The organism is Corynebacterium sp. J010B-136, assembly GCF_002967075.1.
GTDB lineage: Bacteria > Actinomycetota > Actinomycetes > Mycobacteriales > Mycobacteriaceae > Corynebacterium.
The window spans coordinates 1-15,664 of record NZ_PUGE01000004.1 but is presented as its reverse complement, the minus strand read 5'-3'; the positions used below and the strand labels follow the sequence as shown (position 1 = coordinate 15,664).

Annotated in this window: 17 protein-coding genes; 8 read left to right on the top strand and 9 right to left on the bottom strand. The window is 55.0% G+C overall.

Features of this window, described 5'->3' with window-relative positions:
* Positions 1 to 131: 131 nt before the first annotated feature.
* The 4 genes from C5Y44_RS07560 (at position 132) to C5Y44_RS07540 (ending at position 3,403) form a co-directional block, all read left to right on the top strand.
* Positions 132 to 734, top strand: coding sequence for a superoxide dismutase (locus C5Y44_RS07560; RefSeq protein WP_105324391.1), 603 nt, complete (start codon positions 132 to 134; stop codon positions 732 to 734).
* Between the two features lie 776 nt (positions 735 to 1,510).
* On the top strand, positions 1,511 to 2,653 hold the full coding sequence (locus C5Y44_RS07550) for an amidase (protein ID WP_233189909.1): 1,143 nt from the start codon (positions 1,511 to 1,513) through the stop codon (positions 2,651 to 2,653).
* Between the two features lie 89 nt (positions 2,654 to 2,742).
* Complete coding sequence (locus C5Y44_RS07545) at positions 2,743 to 3,195, top strand: hypothetical protein (protein ID WP_105324388.1); 453 nt, start codon at positions 2,743 to 2,745, stop codon at positions 3,193 to 3,195.
* 4 nt (positions 3,196 to 3,199) lie between these two features.
* Positions 3,200 to 3,403 carry a helix-turn-helix transcriptional regulator gene (locus C5Y44_RS07540; RefSeq protein WP_105324387.1) on the top strand — a complete coding sequence of 68 codons (204 nt, stop codon included), beginning with the start codon at positions 3,200 to 3,202 and terminating at the stop codon, positions 3,401 to 3,403.
* Here the strand turns inward: C5Y44_RS07540 and C5Y44_RS07535 are convergent.
* Positions 3,378 to 4,280, bottom strand: a complete 903-nt coding sequence (locus C5Y44_RS07535; RefSeq protein ID WP_105324386.1) for a LysR substrate-binding domain-containing protein — start codon at positions 4,278 to 4,280, stop codon at positions 3,378 to 3,380. The genes C5Y44_RS07540 and C5Y44_RS07535 overlap by 26 nt on opposite strands.
* A 97-nt stretch (positions 4,281 to 4,377) precedes the next feature.
* On the opposite strand from C5Y44_RS07535, the gene C5Y44_RS07530 reads away from it, so the two are divergent.
* Entirely contained in the window at positions 4,378 to 5,559 is a 1,182-nt protein-coding gene (locus tag C5Y44_RS07530) for an MFS transporter (RefSeq protein WP_105324385.1), read from the top strand.
* A 35-nt stretch (positions 5,560 to 5,594) separates the two neighbouring features.
* Here C5Y44_RS07530 and C5Y44_RS07525 read toward each other — a convergent pair whose 3' ends face one another.
* Positions 5,595 to 7,112 carry a TM0106 family RecB-like putative nuclease gene (locus C5Y44_RS07525; RefSeq protein ID WP_105324384.1) on the bottom strand — a complete coding sequence of 506 codons (1,518 nt, stop codon included), beginning with the start codon at positions 7,110 to 7,112 and terminating at the stop codon, positions 5,595 to 5,597.
* 92 nt (positions 7,113 to 7,204) lie between these two features.
* Between C5Y44_RS07525 and C5Y44_RS07520 the strand changes: the two genes are divergently transcribed.
* Positions 7,205 to 7,843, top strand: a complete 639-nt coding sequence (locus C5Y44_RS07520; protein WP_105324383.1) for a DUF6474 family protein — start codon at positions 7,205 to 7,207, stop codon at positions 7,841 to 7,843.
* 166 nt (positions 7,844 to 8,009) lie between these two features.
* On the opposite strand, the gene C5Y44_RS07515 is transcribed toward C5Y44_RS07520, so the two are convergent.
* From C5Y44_RS07515 to C5Y44_RS13235, 3 genes are all read right to left on the bottom strand, one after another.
* Positions 8,010 to 8,648 (bottom strand): response regulator transcription factor, encoded by a 639-nt coding sequence (locus C5Y44_RS07515; protein ID WP_105324382.1) that lies wholly within the window; start codon positions 8,646 to 8,648, stop codon positions 8,010 to 8,012.
* 39 nt (positions 8,649 to 8,687) lie between these two features.
* Positions 8,688 to 9,905, bottom strand: coding sequence for a sensor histidine kinase (locus tag C5Y44_RS07510; protein WP_105324381.1), 1,218 nt, complete (start codon positions 9,903 to 9,905; stop codon positions 8,688 to 8,690).
* A gap of 213 nt (positions 9,906 to 10,118) precedes the next feature.
* Positions 10,119 to 10,712: a sortase domain-bontaining protein gene (locus C5Y44_RS13235; protein ID WP_233189908.1), complete on the bottom strand. Its 594-nt coding sequence runs from the start codon at positions 10,710 to 10,712 to the stop codon at positions 10,119 to 10,121.
* Positions 10,713 to 10,819: 107 nt separating this feature from the next.
* Here C5Y44_RS13235 and yidC point away from each other — a divergent pair, with 107 nt between their 5' ends.
* Positions 10,820 to 11,917 (top strand): membrane protein insertase YidC, encoded by a 1,098-nt coding sequence (gene yidC / locus C5Y44_RS07500; RefSeq protein WP_233189907.1) that lies wholly within the window; start codon positions 10,820 to 10,822, stop codon positions 11,915 to 11,917.
* Here yidC and C5Y44_RS07495 read toward each other — a convergent pair.
* The 4 genes from C5Y44_RS07495 to C5Y44_RS07480 form a co-directional block, all read right to left on the bottom strand.
* Positions 11,914 to 12,522 carry a TetR/AcrR family transcriptional regulator gene (locus C5Y44_RS07495; protein ID WP_105324380.1) on the bottom strand — a complete coding sequence of 203 codons (609 nt, stop codon included), beginning with the start codon at positions 12,520 to 12,522 and terminating at the stop codon, positions 11,914 to 11,916. The genes yidC and C5Y44_RS07495 overlap by 4 nt on opposite strands.
* A 130-nt stretch (positions 12,523 to 12,652) precedes the next feature.
* Positions 12,653 to 12,901, bottom strand: coding sequence for a GlsB/YeaQ/YmgE family stress response membrane protein (locus tag C5Y44_RS07490; RefSeq protein WP_105324379.1), 249 nt, complete (start codon positions 12,899 to 12,901; stop codon positions 12,653 to 12,655).
* A gap of 286 nt (positions 12,902 to 13,187) precedes the next feature.
* Positions 13,188 to 14,114 carry a universal stress protein gene (locus C5Y44_RS07485; protein ID WP_066838331.1) on the bottom strand — a complete coding sequence of 309 codons (927 nt, stop codon included), beginning with the start codon at positions 14,112 to 14,114 and terminating at the stop codon, positions 13,188 to 13,190.
* A 171-nt stretch (positions 14,115 to 14,285) separates the two neighbouring features.
* Complete coding sequence (locus tag C5Y44_RS07480; RefSeq protein ID WP_105324378.1) at positions 14,286 to 14,486, bottom strand: hypothetical protein; 201 nt, start codon at positions 14,484 to 14,486, stop codon at positions 14,286 to 14,288.
* Here C5Y44_RS07480 and C5Y44_RS07475 point away from each other — a divergent pair.
* Positions 14,485 to 15,465 carry a pseudouridine synthase gene (locus C5Y44_RS07475; protein WP_105324377.1) on the top strand — a complete coding sequence of 327 codons (981 nt, stop codon included), beginning with the start codon at positions 14,485 to 14,487 and terminating at the stop codon, positions 15,463 to 15,465. The genes C5Y44_RS07480 and C5Y44_RS07475 overlap by 2 nt on opposite strands.
* Positions 15,466 to 15,664: the final 199 nt, after the last annotated feature.

Sequence of the window (15,664 nt, the reverse complement as noted above, 5' to 3'; positions counted from 1 at the left end):
GTTTTTAATCAACATACACCACCGCCTAAAAATTCCCCTACCAGCGAGTTCACAGTATTCGGGCACAATATCGTTGCCAAAATAATGTTTCGGAATATCATGGGATGCGTACCCAACGAAAGGAAACACTCATGGCTGTTTATGAACTACCAGAACTTGATTACGCTTATGACGCACTGGAGCCACACATCTCCGCTGAGATCATGGAGCTGCACCACTCCAAGCACCACGCTACCTACGTAGCTGGCGCAAACGCTGCTCTTGAGGCTTTGGAAGCAGAGCGCAACGGTGACGCAAACCCAGATAAGGTTCGCGCACTGTCCAAGAACTTGGCGTTCAACTTGGGTGGCCACACCAACCACTCCGTATTCTGGAAGAACCTTTCTCCAAACGGTGGCGGCGAGCCAACCGGTGACTTGGCAGAAGCTATCAACCGCGACTTCGGTTCCTTCGAGAAGTTCAAGGCTCACTTCTCTGCTGCAGCACTTGGCCTGCAGGGCTCCGGCTGGGCGGTTCTTGGTTACGATCACATCGCAGGCCGCCTGATCATTCAGCAGTTGACCGATCAGCAGGGCAATATTTCTGTAGACTTCACCCCACTGCTAATGCTCGATATGTGGGAGCACGCTTTCTACCTGCAGTACAAGAACGTTAAGGCTGACTACGTTAAGGCAGTCTGGAACGTCTTCAACTGGGATGACGTAGCAGAGCGCTTCGCAGCTGCATCCAAGTAGTTAAAGTTTCTTAGCGCAGGCTTTAGTGCGCGGAAACACACCTGCCCCTGCCGGCTTCTTCTGATTTTCAGAAGTTCCGGCAGGGGTTTTGGCATTTGAGTACTTTCCCATGACGATGACACAGCACTGGCGAGGGGTTATATCTCAGACCTGTGAAACCGAGTTCCTAGATGTGGAATCTTTCATTACCTCTCAGAATGGGCAAGGTTTCCTCAGTGCCCATTTGAAGGCTGCGATTAATGTTTGGGAAAATTCCGCGGTCATTTCGGGATCTCAGGTTGTAGACGGCGTGAGCACGCAATACCCCTACGTCATACTTGGTTGAAAATGACTTATGTGTTGGCGCCGATGACGGTATGTTCCTGCGGTTCGAGGAAGCAGGACTCTCCAGTACTCCAGTAGCACCATTATTTTGGGTCAAAGAAGACACAATTTTTCACCAGCTATCCGACAACCAGGCATTAGCCGCCGTCCCACGTTCGTAATTAGCTAAGGGAGGAAGTTTCGAACTTAGTGCAGATTTAACGGGATCAGAATCAAGTGCCTACGTCGAATTTCGCCTCACCGAAAAGATTGGCCTAATCACCAAAATTGCTGCAGAACTTGTAGGAGATGGCTCGATCAGAAAACAGAGCTGCTGATACAACCTCGGTCTAAGGGAATACACGTGGAAACCCACCTGCCAATAAAGCATTCGAATGCCCTAGCAGCTACCCTCTACACGTCAGTCTTCGAGTTAAAACCGGCCGCCCTACACTGGCTCTATGATGGGGAGCATGACGGAATCAATCTCAGACCTCGCAAATGCGCTGGAAGGCCTAACTGCCGAGCAGCACGGATTCTCCCATATTGATTTAGAACGCGAACCGGTGGCGGAAGGCGATTTGTCGGGGTGGATCATTCCGGCCAAAGACCTTTATGACGTTGCAGGTATGCCCACCACCTTCGGCTCCAAGGCGCGTACGCGCATGGCAACGGAGACAGACCCTTTCATCGCCGCCTATGAAGCGCGTGGTGCGCTAATTCCCGGAAAGTCGGTGTCTTCGGAGCTGGGGCTGACGGTTGATGCCGAGCCGCGCGACCTGCCTGCGGTAGATAATCCCATTTGGCCAGGCCACACACCGGGCGGTTCTTCCGGTGGCGCGGCAGCGATGGTGGCGCGCGGGCTGGTGCGCGCGGCGCACGCATCGGACGCGGGTGGCTCCATCCGCATACCGGCGGCGGCCTGTGGAATTGTCGGATACAAGCCATCCGCGAACACGCTCGCCGTGCATGGGTATCTGACCACTTCCGTGGAAGACCAGGCATTCTTGCACCAGATTGAGCCACGTCTGGAGCGCAAACTTCGCATCGGCGTGCTGACCACGCCGATTATCTCCAAGACAGAAGTGCAGCAGGAATACATCACGGCGGTGGAAGAAGCCGCAGGGCAGCTTGTCGATGCAGGCCACGAGGTCATCGAAGTCGGCGGCTGGCCAGAGGCGGAGGTGACCTTTGGGCATTTCACCAATTTATTCTCACACCGACTAGTCGAGTTAGAGCACTATGACTACATCGCGCAGTGGCTGCGTGAAAAAGGGTTGACGGTTACACCAGAGCAGGTCGCAGAGGCCGAGACCTATGCCCGCGCACTCAAGGGCAAGCTCGCTAAATATTGGGGCGTGGACGTTATCCTTAATCCGACTATTGCATCCGATCCGCCTAAGACCGGCACTTTCACTTCCCTACCGCCGGCGGAGAATTTCGCAGCCCAAGCACGCTGGGTTCCGTGGACTTCATTGTTTAATATCGCTGGCACCTGTGCTATTTCCTTGCCGTGGCCAGTGCCAGGACGCGTACAGCCGGCGGCAGTACACTTAGGTTCGCTGACCTTGGAAGATGCAGAACTGCTTGCTTTGGCGCGCCAGCTTCACGTCTAAAGCTGTAAAGCACCCTTGACATGTAAAGGGTACTTTACATAGGCTGGAGATAGTTCCCCCACACTCCGACCGCTTAAGGATCAGTTCTCATGACACGCTCACGCTTCGGCCGCTCAAAATTCGGCGGTCCGCCAGCCGCACTAATCTCAGGCTCCATCATCGCGGGTTTAGCAATTTCTTTTGTAGCTGCGCTCATCGTCTGGGCAATCGTGCGCCCTGAAGAATCCGCGGCGCTGTACCTGGGCATCTTCACGCTATGCCTATTTCCCGTCGCCTCCGCTGGAGCTTGGGCGGCGTTGGTGGATCGCGACACCATCGCAGGTGCCACGCCCAATCCCCAGGATTCCATCGAGTCCACGTGGTACGACAATGCATCACAGACCACGTTCCACATCATCCTGGTTATCGTCGGTATCTTGGGCGTGGCCAGCGTCTTTACGGATGTGAAGCTTTCCCTCGGCACATTTGCCATCGCCAGCTACGTGGTTATTATGGCCGCGTTTGCCGGCAGCTATCTCCTGAACAAGCGCCGCGATTCATAAAATCATGGACAATAACTTGAAAACTCTGCGTGAGCAGCATGGCCTTTCGCAGCAAAAGCTTGCCGATGCCTTAGGCGTTTCCCGGCAAACCATCATCAGTATTGAAAAAGGCCGCTACGATCCCTCATTGCCCTTGGCTTTCCAGCTGGCTGCGCAATTTGATTGCGCCATCGAGGATCTCTTCATCCCTGATTCCCCGACGCCCTAATAAACTCTCGGAATTGTTTCACCGGCGGGGCATCATCCCCATCACGCCACACCATGCCGAGTTCACGGTAGCGGGCAGGCTCGAGTGGAATTAAGTTTGTGGCATTTAAGTACGGGTCATCCAGCGGCAACAACGCGCAGCCTAAGCCAGCGGTGACCAGCCCGGAGACGGTGGTCAGTTCCATGGATTCAAATACGAAACGGGGCACGAACCCTGCCTCAGCCGCCAAGGAATTTAATAACATGCGCGTGCCGTAGCCAGGCAACATGCCGATAAAGGGTTCATCGGCAAGCTCTGCCATGGCAATGCTTTTTCTTGTCGATGCCCAATGCCCTTCCGGCACCGCAATCGCCAGCCGCTGCATCTCCAACTGGTGCCAGCACAGCTGCACCTGGCCCGGCGCGGCCAGATCCTGCGGCTTCGGGCCCACAAGTGCGACATCGCTCAACCCGGCGCGAATCCGGTCCGCCAAATACTGCGATGCTCCTTGATGCAGCGCAAATTGCACATGCGGATACATCTGCCGGTAGCTACGCAAAAGGTCTGGCACCATCCAGGTACCCAAAGAGTGCATGAAGTCCAGGCGGACGCGACCACGCTCCGGATCCATCAAGCGCGTGACATTATCGATTGCCTGCGTGCGCTCATCGATCATGGCTTTTGCGTGCGGCAAAAATGCCTGCCCACGGGTGTTTAGAACCAACTTGCGGCCGTGCCGCTCAAACAGCGACGTGCCCAGCTCGTGCTCTAGTCGCTGCAGCCTGCGCGTTAGAGCAGATTGGGAGAGATACAGGTCATCCGCGGCGTCGGTGAGATTCTCCCCGGCATCCACTGCGCGCACGATCGCCAGAAATCCTTCAATGTCGTGAAAATTCATGGGCTTCCCCCTGGAACGGTCAGTTATGCACGCTACGCATTGAATTGGGTACTAAAATGCATTTTACTCATACTTCGCGGTGAGGGACTATAGGTACATGCAAAGAAATACCCGCGCCATGGTCGCCATGCTCTTTGTGGGCTTGGCAATCTTTTCAGGTCTGTACTCCACCCAGGCTATGCTGCCGACCTTCGTCGAAGTGCTGGGCTTTACCCCGACTGAGGCCGCACTGACCGTTTCTGCTGCCACTGGTGCTTTGGCGCTGTGCATCGTGCCGCTATCTATTTTGTCTGAGCGTTTTGGACGCGGGCGGCTGCTGGTTATCTCTGCAGTACTCGCTACCATCTTGGCTTTTGCAGTGCCACTGGTCGGCGAGAATGTTTTGGCGATCATCGCCGTCCGCGCACTGCAGGGTGCTGTTTTGGCCGGTGCTCCAGCTGTGGCGATGGCGTGGTTGTCAGAAGAACTTGATGAGGATATCTTGCCGCGCGCGATGGGACTGTACATCGCCGGCAATACCCTCGGTGGCATCGCGGGCCGCCTGATTCCCACCGGGCTGCTGGACTTTACCGGTTGGCGCGGCGCGCTACTGGGATCGGCCGCGGTGTCAGCGATTTTCGCTGTGCTCTTTGTCATTTTGCTGCCTAAACAGGAAAACTTCCGGCCTAAGCAGCTGCACTTTAAAGCCGAAATACGCGCGATGATTAATCACTGGCGCAATCTGGAGCTCGGCCTGCTTTTCCTTTTCGCCTTCTTAGGCATGGGCGCTTTTGTCTCCATGTATAACTTCATTACATTCCGGCTCATCCACCACTTCGGCTTACCGGTTACACTGACGGGCCTGGTGTTTTTGATGTATCTGGCGGGAACGTGGTCATCGGCACGCGTGGGCACCATCATCAATAAATACGGCCACGGCAAGACTTTCGTTGTCTCCGCAGTGCTTTATGCCTTGGGCATTGTGATGACACTCGGGCCGCTGCCGGTGCTGTTGGCCGGCATGTTCATTTTTACCGCGGGCTTTTTCGCGGCCCACTCCACCGCCTCTGGCTGGGTCGGCCAGGCCGCTGCCACCAACCGCGCTGAGGCATCGAGTATGTATCTGCTGTGTTACTACGCCGGCTCGTCCGCCGTCGGCGCTGCGTCCGGCCTTGTCTTTGAAGCAACCTCGTGGACTGGCTTTATCGCTTTCATCTCCTGTTTCACCGTCGCGGTCATCCTCATCGGCGCATGGCTGCTGAAATCCACCAGCCGCGTCAAAGAGCCCGTTGCGGTCTAAGCAGCTACAGATTCCTTGCTTCCCCTACCGATAAATCACAGACGTGGGACGCCCGGCGCGTTATCGCTCATCCACTCACGCACCGCGAGCGTTGCCTGCACATCATCGGCATTATAGGTCAAAAGCGTCTCCCGCGCACGCATTGCCGTCTCATCCAAGCCAATTGCAACCCGGCGCGCGTTGACGGATTCTTCGCCGTCGAAATCACCCTGCTCCCAGTTGAAACCAGCCTGTGGCGCCACCGTCTTCAGGCTCAAACCATAGGGGCCGACGAAGTTCTTCTTCACGTGGACGAACATGTCCACCCACTCGCCAGAATTGATAAACGCGTTGACTTCCTCCACTGAAGGCACGCCCGGGGTGTGGTCATGGAAACGCTGCGCTGACATGCGCATCCAGTGATTTTCGCCGTGCGCCGAGTAGCAATAGGCAGCAAAAGTCTTGCCCGCCGCATGCGCCTCATCACGCCTTTCCATCAACCAGGTCCAAAAGTCGGCGAAATTGTGCGCTTCAGCCTTGGAACCCAGCTTCTCCCAGGTGACAAAGTCGTAGTAGGTACCGTCCATCCACGCACCCCACAGGTATGCGCCTTGGTCCATGTACGCTTCCATGTCCACATCAATTTCGACATCGGCACGCGGCATGGTGATATCCCCATGCGCTAGAAGTACCGTGCCGTCGCGCCACGCGGAGGCGAGCTGCGAAGGAAGGCCGAGGGAGGCATCGATAAGCCCTTGCACCGTATTAATCCCGTCTTCGCGATATGCTCGCGCGCGGTCGCCAGGGAGAAAGAGGCTGATATCATCCATGGCTTTGAGCTCCGGTTCGCACAAAGGCCAAAAGCGGCAGCTAGCGCACTCTTTGACCCGCCGCGGCTGGGTGGGCAGGTTGGCTGGCTCCACCGCTGCCAAAGCCGCGTCCAGGGCCGGCTGGTAGCTTGCTGTATCAGAATAAAAGGCCAGGGACTGGTCTTGGCCTACCAGCGCACCACGTCCCGAATTCAGCCCTAAGTCTTCGAGTGCCCGCGCGGCCATCGCCAAATGGTAGCCATCAAGCACGTGGTGCCGCGGCTTATAACCAAGTTCTAAAGGCTCACTTAATCCCAGCCGGTGGGTGGGCACGCCCAGTATTTTCACGGAGTCATGTTTGCGCGCCACACGGTGGGTAGAGACCATCACCGGGGTATAGGAGCTTTCGCTTGTCGATGCCCCCTCGCGCACCAACATATCCACCCCCACCAGCCACTTCTCATTGGTGAAGACTGCGCCGGTGATATGCGTTGCGCCAGTGGCGAGAGCTTCTAAGGTCTCTAAAGAACGCAGCCACGGATCTTCAGCGGGAAGAGGACCCAGATCGATGCGGCGAAATACTCTGCGACGCGAATCTGATTTGCGGGGGAATTTCTCCCACACGGCCTCACGCGCGGCGTCATAGCGTGCGGCACGGGCTTGTGCTGCATCGGTGCGCGGGACCTCGGGGTGGGTGCGACGCTGGACGAGCCGATGTCGGCAGCCCACGAGATCTGACGCACGTACCTGTTTTTCCACTCTCATGAGCTTAACCCACTCATCAAGGTAATGTTGAATACAGTAAATACAATAAGTACTGCACTTGATGAACAAAAGAAATGAACGGAAACTAATCCATGAGCCTTCTGAAGAAATTCCGCAAGTCACGTCGCGCCGCTAAAGCTGAGTTAAAGGCGGCAAAAACCAAGGTGAAAGCCGAGGTCAAGTCCGCAGACAAGGCGCGCAAGCGCCAGCAGAAGCTTCTGGCCAATCAGGAGAAGCAGCTGGTTAAATCCGAAGAGAAGGGCCTAAAGCAGCGCCGCAAGCATGAGCTTAAGCTTGCTAAGACCGAATTGGAAAGGCTGCGCGCGGGCCGCTTTAACACCGATAACGTCAAGCGCTACGCCGGTGCGGCACGCACCGCCGCTCCTTTGCTGTTGCCTTTGCTCTACCGCGTTATTGTCTCCGGCCGCCAGCAATTCGAGCAAAGCCGCGCGAAAAAGGCCGGTGTCACCACCGACCAGCTTGCTTCTTTCGCCGGCCATGGCGCCTCCATCAAGGCGCGTACCCAGGGGATTCGCAACACCATCGATCAAAATGATTCCCTGCCAGCCGGTTTCAAGCGCGATATCAAAGAACGCCTCGATGACCTCGATGCCGCCGTTGATAACGCTGAGCTGATGACCCCACAGCAGCGCCGCCGCGCGCACAGCTCGATTAACCGCGAGATCGATATGGCCACCCAGGAAATCCAGGACCGCATCACCCGGGGTTAAATTCGGTCAAGCCGAATTTAACCTAAAAGCAGAATGACCTTGGAGAATTTACTTCCCAAGGTCATTTTTGATGCCAAGCCTGTCGCGTACCGCTAGGACTTAACGTGTTTTGGTAGCTCTGCGTGGCGTGTGCCGCTAGTACTTAATGTGTTTTGGTAGCGATAGCCTACAAAACACCCTGCTCGCGGGCGGCTGCGACAGCCGAGGTGCGAGAGCGCACGCCCAACTTGTCGTAGATGTGCACGAGGTGCGATTTCACGGTTGCTTCCGAAAGCATCAGTTCCTGGCCGATTTCGCGGTTCGAGGAGCCACCTGCGACTAGTTGCAGAACCTCTAGCTCGCGCGGGGTCAGCGAGGAGCGCGGGGTGCGCACGCGGGTCATCAAACGGTCAGCAACCATCGACGACAGCGCGGAATCACCCTCGGCTGCGGAACGCACCGCGTTGGTGAGCTCCTGCGGCGGCGCATCTTTGAGCAGGTAGCCAACAGCGCCTGCTTCGATGGCGCCGAGGATATCAGCGTCCGTGTCGTAGTTTGTCACCACTAGCACCTTCGGCGGATTATCCATCGCCTGACGGATGCGCTGGGTTGCTTCGGCGCCACCCATCACGCGGGTTCCTTCAATGCCTGCGCCGAAACGCAGGTCCATCAAGATGACGTCGATTCCGCCTGCTTGGGCCGCGGTGATCGCAGCTTCAGCTGTGGCTACCTCGCCGACCACTTCAATGTCTTGGGCTTCTTCCAAAATTGCACGAAGGCCCAGACGAACGATTTCGTGGTCGTCAGCTAGCAAGACACGAATCACTTCATCACTCCTTTTTGCTATGTATCGTCCACCAAAAGTTTAATGGGCGTTCGTTGTTAAGGGTACACTAACGCTGACTGCAGTTCCGTTGCCCGGGCTCGATTCAATAACTACTTCGCCCGAGACTTCTTCCGCACGCCGTTTCATTGCCGCAAGACCGATGTGTCCCAGGCCTGCCGGGCGTGATTCGACGGCTTTCACATCAAAACCGACGCCATTGTCGACGATGTCTACTCGCACCGCGTCGTCGGAATAAGACACCGTGATTCGCGCACGCGTAGCCTGAGCATGTTTTGCCACATTACCCACCGCCCCTTGGGCAATGCGCAGAAGGACGGCTTCGAGTTTCATCGGCAGCTGAGAAACCTCCCCATCTGCTTCGACTTCGATATTAAGGTCCGCCGCTGCGGCAAAGCCCTGTGCCATGCGGTCCAACGCACCCACCAATGAGGTTTGTGACAGGGCCGCCGGCTGTAGTGCTGCAATCATCGCGCGAGCTTCTTGGAGATTATCCGCCGCGGTTTGTCGCGCCAGGCCAATGCGCTCACGTGCTTTATCCACGTTAATATCACCGTCTAAATCCCGGTTAGCCGCATGCAAGAGCATCTGTATCGACGACAGGCCCTGGGCAAGCGTGTCATGAATTTCATGGGCAATGCGCTGGCGCTCCCCCGCAACACCAGCCGCGCGCTCGGTCTCTGCCAGCTGCTCGCGCGTTTCCATCAACTCCCGAATCAATGCGGTGCGCTCAGTATTAATCTCATGAAGGCGCGTAAAGGAATAAAAAATCGCCACGGTCACCAGCGCGGAGACCACCGGGCCCATCACGCCACCAAAGGTCAGCCCCTGCGGAATTTGAATACCCACTGAGACCGCGGTGCCGAAAATCACCGAGATACTGCCCCAGACCATGCCAAGAACCCGCAGATACAGGAAAAACAGCACAAACAGCAGGTAGATACCGGCAGAAGCAACCAGGATATCGGCTATCCACACCACCGTCAGCGCTATCAGCCACGCCAATTTCCAAACGCCAGTCATGCGCTCCAAATAGAAGCTGCCGACAAAGTACAGCCCAGCAAATAGCGAGAGCAGCACCAAATTCAGCACGGCGAGCGACAATTCCATCCGCACCGACATCAAAATCGCCACAACAAGGATCGTCGCGGTGAGAATATGCACGCCGTTGCGCATGATTTCTGCGCCCTCGGAGGACTCGATGGCTTCTAGCTCGTCCTGGTCTAGACTGTAACTCATGCCATTGAGCCTACTTCCCCGCGCAATCTCGCTGGTAGTTGCAGCAGGTGTTCTCCGCCTGCACCGCTGAAACCCCCTCCGATGCCGAGGACTGCGGGATGACAACTTCCATGAGCAGGCAAAAATACTCCGACTGCCAACGCGATATCTAAAAGTGCTTTCACCGGTCCGGTCCGGGTAACAGATTCCAAAGTGCGCGGTACATGATTTCTCCTATGGGTGTTCTTCTAATGGTGCGGGTCGATTACCGGTGTTGCAGCTGGCTGTCTTGGGCAGATTTTCTACTTCCATCGCGTGAATAATCATGCGCTCGGCACCGTAATATGCCGACCTTGCACGTGGAAATATTCTGCCTGCAACTTGTCCTGCTGCTCCGAGCTGAAACATCCAACCGCGGCACCTCCTCCTCCGCAATCGGCAGCACACGGTAGATCCCTCAGGTGGTTTGGTCTCCACCACGATGGCATCGCAAGTCTCCCGCGAGCCTAAATCATTAAACGGCGATCCCTTGCCCACGCGGTGACCCGCAACACCGAAATTGCCTTCCTCGCCCGGTCTCTGAGTTTGTTCATAGTCCCCAGGTCCGTGCAGCAGGTCATTTTCATCAGTGCCTTCAACAATCGCGAACTGCAAATCATCGCCGAAAGCCGGGATGTACATCCGAGCAAAAGCTTCGCCGAGCTTCGGGTTAAGCTGCTTACGGAGATTTTGCCAAGTTTCATCGAGCTGCTCTTGGGCTTGCTCTTGTAACTTTCCGGATTCCACATTTGTCCAATACGCTTCATAAAACGCAAAGAGCAACAGCACAGCACCGGCTGTTAATAGCAGCTCACCTAAAATTTGGCGTAAGCTGATGCGGGATTTTTCATAATTGAAATTATAGTGAGCGGAAAGACCCACGCAGAAAGGCAGAAATGCTCGATATATTTGTCTACCCAGTTTCGGGAATCATGAAGCTGTGGCATTTGCTCACGCATCATTTTTTTGAGGAACAAACTGCGTGGCTTGTATCCATTGTCCTGCTGGTTCTCACAGTTCGCGCACTTATTGCGCCCCTGACGTGGTACTCGGTTAAGGCCGGTCGCATCTCCGCGCTGCTGCGCCCACGCAAGGCGGAGCTACCACCTGCTACTACCCCCGAAGAGTTTCAGGCAAACCAAGAGGCAATCGACGCGCTGCATAAAGAACACAACTACAACCCAGCGATTGGCTGTCTGCCTCCGCTGATTATGCTGCCGGTTTTCCTAGGTTTGTACCAAGTAGTGCTGCGCATGGCGCGCCCGACTTTCAACGGCAGCATTGGCTTTATTACCGCCGAAGAAGTCGATTCCTTCCGCGACACCGTGTTAAATGGCGTGCCTATTCCGGCGTTTATCTCCATGCCTGATTCTTGGGCTACCGACTTGGCGGTCGACCCTGCCTTGGTACGTGAGAAGGCCCTGCCGTGGCTCATACTGGCGATTGCCTTTACCGTTATCAACTTGTGCATCTCCACCACGCGTAGCTTCTGGACCACCGACTTCAACTCGAAGCTCACCCGCCGCGTCTTTATCTTGATGCTGATTTTGATCCCATTCGTCCCAATTTTGCTGTGGACCCTGGCGATGAATGGTCCTATCCCGCTGGCTGTTATCTTCTACTGGTTCTGCACGAACCTATTCACGCTGGCGCTGACCATCGTGTGCCAGATCGCGCTGGCGAAAAACTATCCGCTTACCGATGAAGTCCATAACATGCGCCGCGAGTCCATCACGGATTTCAAGGAATTCCGCAAGCTGCCATCTGCCGAAAAGAAAGAGCGCAAGGCCGCGACCAAGGCAGAAAATAAGAAGACCGCGGAAATTCGCCGCGAAGCTAACAAGATTCGTATGGCCAAACGCCGTGAGGAACGCCAAGCAAAGTTGGCGCAAAAGAAAAAAGCGAAGTCCGAGGACTCTGCTGAACAGGTTGAGAACGCTGAAGTTAAAGACTTAGACGTTCAAGAGACAGACGCCAAGAAGACAGAAGACTAAATGGAGTAATCCGCTGGCGGTTCGGACAGCATGTGGACCGCCAGGTCACGCGCAGTATTCAAAGGCTTGATATCGCGCATCAAACGCGCGCCCGACATGCCGCCGTCTAAGAAGATCAGCAGCTGGTCTGCCTGGCTGCCAGAAGGGTAGCCGTTAATTTCGTTGAGCAGCTCCGTCATTGTCGAATGCATCCAACGACGGTGCTCTAGACAGGCTTCTACAATGCCGCGCTCGGCATCAGTTTCCGGTCGTGGGTATTCGCCCGCTGCATTGAGAAAGTGCGAACCGCGGAATTCTTTACCGGGTTCTTCTTCAATAGCCATATCGAAGAAGGCGAGAATTTTCCCCTGCGGTTCAGAAACCTCTGCGGTGCGTTCTGCCCAGGCTTCGCGGTATTGCTCATCGAGCGTTTCCACATAAGCAATAACGAGCGCGTCTTTAGAGCCAAAGAGCGAATAGAGCGAGGCCTTAGCCACATCGGCTTCACGCAGGATACGGTCAATACCGATAACGCGGATGCCTTCGGTTGTAAATAGGTTCGTTGCAGATGCCAAAAGGCGGTGACGAGGACTCGGGCGATTACGGCGCGACTTCTTTTGGGTCACTGTGACATCCTTCCTGGGTGCAGGCACAACTAAACCGGTTCATCTATACAATATAGACAAACCGGTTTGTTCGCTACTTTTTGGGTGGGTATCTATTCACTACCCACAGCTTAGGACTGTGCTCCCAATACTAGTTCGCGGCCTTCGAACGAATTGCTCCCACGACCCACAGCAACAGACAAGCGCCGATAACTGCCGTGATCAACGTCCAGAGCCAACCGCCGCTGCCCAAGCCAACGAGCGAGAGCAACCAACCACCGATAACACCGCCAACAATACCGACGACGATGTTGGTCAACAGACCGTGGTCACGTTTCATAATCTTTTCTGCCAAGAAGCCGGCAATGGCACCAATAATAATCCAGCCGATAATACTCATGAGTTCTTTCCTCCTTGCGGGCTGAAACAGCCGTATTAGGCCTTTATTAGACTCTAGTTTCAGCTCAAATCAATTGTTTGTGTCATTCTTCTTTCTAGATCGAGACTGACCTTATGCCTTCATCGGTGAAGTCAAAAGGCTCTACCAACTATGGTGCCACCTTGTGCCACTAACGTAAATGTTCGTAGTGATATTGTTTGCGAACTGTAATAAAAAAGAAAGGCTCCAGCTTCCTATTATTGGAAGCTGGAGCCTACTCGAAGCCGAGGCTAGATGCTAGCCTGACCTACTTATCATCTTGTCCTTCTTCGTCACCGATGTAGGACTCTGGACGGACAACCATCACTGGGCAAGGAGAGGACTGCAGCAGTGCGCGTGAGGTCGAGCCCAGCAGCATGCCACGGAAACCACCGCGACCATGCGAACCAACGACGACCAACTGGGCGCCCTGGGCGGCATCGGCAAGCGCGCGAACTGGACGGTCACGAGCAATGATGCGGGTAACCTTCACGTCTGGGTACTCATTTTCAAAAGGCTCGAGGCGCTCTGAAAGCAGCTCACCCTGTTCCTTTTCAATCTCGCCCCACTCAGCCTGTGCTGCGGCCAGACCTGCCAGCGAAGTCTGTGCTTGCATATCCATCCAGGTGTGGATGGCGACAAGCTCTGCTCCACGCGCCTGCGCCTCGCGGAAAGCGTACGCAGTTGCCTTGCCGGACACTTCAGAGCCATCCACGCCAACAACCACAGGACCGTACTTGTTATCAGCGGTCACTGCGTTGTTCTCACGAACTACAACAACTGGGCAATGAGCGTGAGAGACGACGTTCGCCGAAACCGAGCCCATAACCATGCCGGACAGCCCGCCCATGCCGCGGGAGCCCATGACGATCATGGTGACATCGTGTGAAAGCTCCAACAACATATCAATAGGAGAGCCCTCAGCAATGGTGTGCCCGATTTTCAGATCTGGGAAGGCCTCGTGCGCGATGACGCGAGCCTCTTCAATGCGAGCAGCGGTCTCATTCTGGAGGTCTTCGTAGAGCTCCTTCGGTGGAACCATTCCCTCCGCGTAGAGGAACTGCGGCATGGTGTAGCTGGATGCGATGCGCAGCGGGATGCCGCGCTTGGTTGCGGTGTTAGCTGCCCACAGGACGGCGTTTTTGGAGGCTTCCGACCCGTCTACTGCTACAACAACGATGTCTTCTTTGGCCATGATGTTCCCTTCCTCGGTTTTAGCCAGTTGACGGCAATTCCGCACTGGTCAGGTGACAATCTACGGGGATGAAATAATTTCATTTCCTAGACTTAAGTATAGCTGTTTATTACCGGTGGCAGGGGTTGTTATACCCTAATCAGTGGGCAGTACTCTGAATTTATCTCACATTTACGGAGATACCAGAGCATCTTTTAGCTTCATAGCAGAGTCCACTTTAGACTCTAAAGCTGCAGGAGAGCCCGGCGTTGCTGGGTCTGCATTCGATGGGTACAAAATGGTGTAGAAAAATTCGGCTACTTTGAGCATGATTGCTCCGATACCATCGGAAGAAAATTCTACAGCTGAGTCAAGGAGTTCTTTATAGTCCATGGGAAACAGATTACCGCATCAGCGCAGGGGCTACATCCCATTACCAATCAAAGATGGGCTGAACCCTACGCGTGTTCGCGTGCCAGAAGAAGTTGCCCCGATTAAAGCGGCTGACTTTCTTATGGAGGTAATTCAGACTCAACGGCACCGTCACCCTGATGATGACCGGGAAGCATTGCTGAAACGTTTTGCCGACCAAGAGGTCGTGCTTTTCGATTCCACCCCGATCTCCCCCGAATACCTATTATCGGCGGAGCAAGATGTCTTTTTCTATCGAACTCCGGCACCGGAAACCCCGGTTCCTTATGACATTCCCATCGTCTATGAGGACGATGACATCCTGGTTGCCGATAAACCACCTTTTATGGCGACCATGCCGCGGGCACGCCACATCGTAGAAACGGCCACGGTCAAACTACGCCGAAGCACCGGTATCGATGTCCTCGCTCCGGCACACCGTTTGGATCGTTTAACCTCAGGGCTTTTACTGTTCACCAAACGTCGCGAAGTCCGCGGTGCCTACCAAACTCTATTTGCCCGTCGCGAGGTGCACAAGACCTACAGTGCCATCGCCGAGTACAAACTCTTTGATACTCCCTTAGTGTGGCAATCACGGATGGAGAAGACACCCGGGGAGATTCAAGGCCGAATCGAACCAGGTGAAAGCAACGCCATTACCAATTTGAATAGCATTACGCCGTTGACTCCTACTGAGCAGAAAGCGATGGAAGACATTCACGGCAGTCACCCGCAGTTAGCACGCTATTCCTTATCACCCGAAACCGGGAAGACTCATCAGCTTAGACTGCATATGTGGGCGGCCGGTGTTCCTATCCTGGGCGACCCTGTCTACCCGGTTATCTATCCTGTAGATGCGGAAGATATGAATGTCCCGATGCATCTCACTGCAGCCAAATTGGCCTTTACAGATCCTCTCAGCGGGAAGCCCCGACATTTCCATACGTCGTTGACCTTCTAACATTCTCTTTTTCGCCCGTACCTCGCTAGGTATCGGGCGAACTTAGGTATAAAACGCGAAAAGGAAGGCTAGCAGCAACATCATGTCGCGTACTAGCCTTCCTTTTAATATTCAGTTATTTATGTTTTATGTCGGCGGTAACTTACTCTCCCACACCCTCCCGGGTGCAGTACCATCAGCGCGGGCAGGCTTAGCTTCC

Coding starts and splice junctions, on each gene's coding strand:
- C5Y44_RS07560 (WP_105324391.1), top strand. CDS start 132: ATGGCTGTTTATGAACTACCAGAACTTGATTACGCTTATGACGCACTG.
- C5Y44_RS07550 (WP_233189909.1), top strand. CDS start 1,511: ATGACGGAATCAATCTCAGACCTCGCAAATGCGCTGGAAGGCCTAACT.
- C5Y44_RS07545 (WP_105324388.1), top strand. CDS start 2,743: ATGACACGCTCACGCTTCGGCCGCTCAAAATTCGGCGGTCCGCCAGCC.
- C5Y44_RS07540 (WP_105324387.1), top strand. CDS start 3,200: ATGGACAATAACTTGAAAACTCTGCGTGAGCAGCATGGCCTTTCGCAG.
- C5Y44_RS07535 (WP_105324386.1), bottom strand. CDS start 4,280: ATGAATTTTCACGACATTGAAGGATTTCTGGCGATCGTGCGCGCAGTG.
- C5Y44_RS07530 (WP_105324385.1), top strand. CDS start 4,378: ATGCAAAGAAATACCCGCGCCATGGTCGCCATGCTCTTTGTGGGCTTG.
- C5Y44_RS07525 (WP_105324384.1), bottom strand. CDS start 7,112: ATGAGAGTGGAAAAACAGGTACGTGCGTCAGATCTCGTGGGCTGCCGA.
- C5Y44_RS07520 (WP_105324383.1), top strand. CDS start 7,205: ATGAGCCTTCTGAAGAAATTCCGCAAGTCACGTCGCGCCGCTAAAGCT.
- C5Y44_RS07510 (WP_105324381.1), bottom strand. CDS start 9,905: ATGAGTTACAGTCTAGACCAGGACGAGCTAGAAGCCATCGAGTCCTCC.
- yidC (WP_233189907.1), top strand. CDS start 10,820: ATGCTCGATATATTTGTCTACCCAGTTTCGGGAATCATGAAGCTGTGG.
- C5Y44_RS07490 (WP_105324379.1), bottom strand. CDS start 12,901: ATGAGTATTATCGGCTGGATTATTATTGGTGCCATTGCCGGCTTCTTG.
- C5Y44_RS07485 (WP_066838331.1), bottom strand. CDS start 14,114: ATGGCCAAAGAAGACATCGTTGTTGTAGCAGTAGACGGGTCGGAAGCC.
- C5Y44_RS07475 (WP_105324377.1), top strand. CDS start 14,485: ATGGGAAACAGATTACCGCATCAGCGCAGGGGCTACATCCCATTACCA.
- C5Y44_RS07480 (WP_105324378.1), bottom strand. CDS start 14,486: ATGGACTATAAAGAACTCCTTGACTCAGCTGTAGAATTTTCTTCCGAT.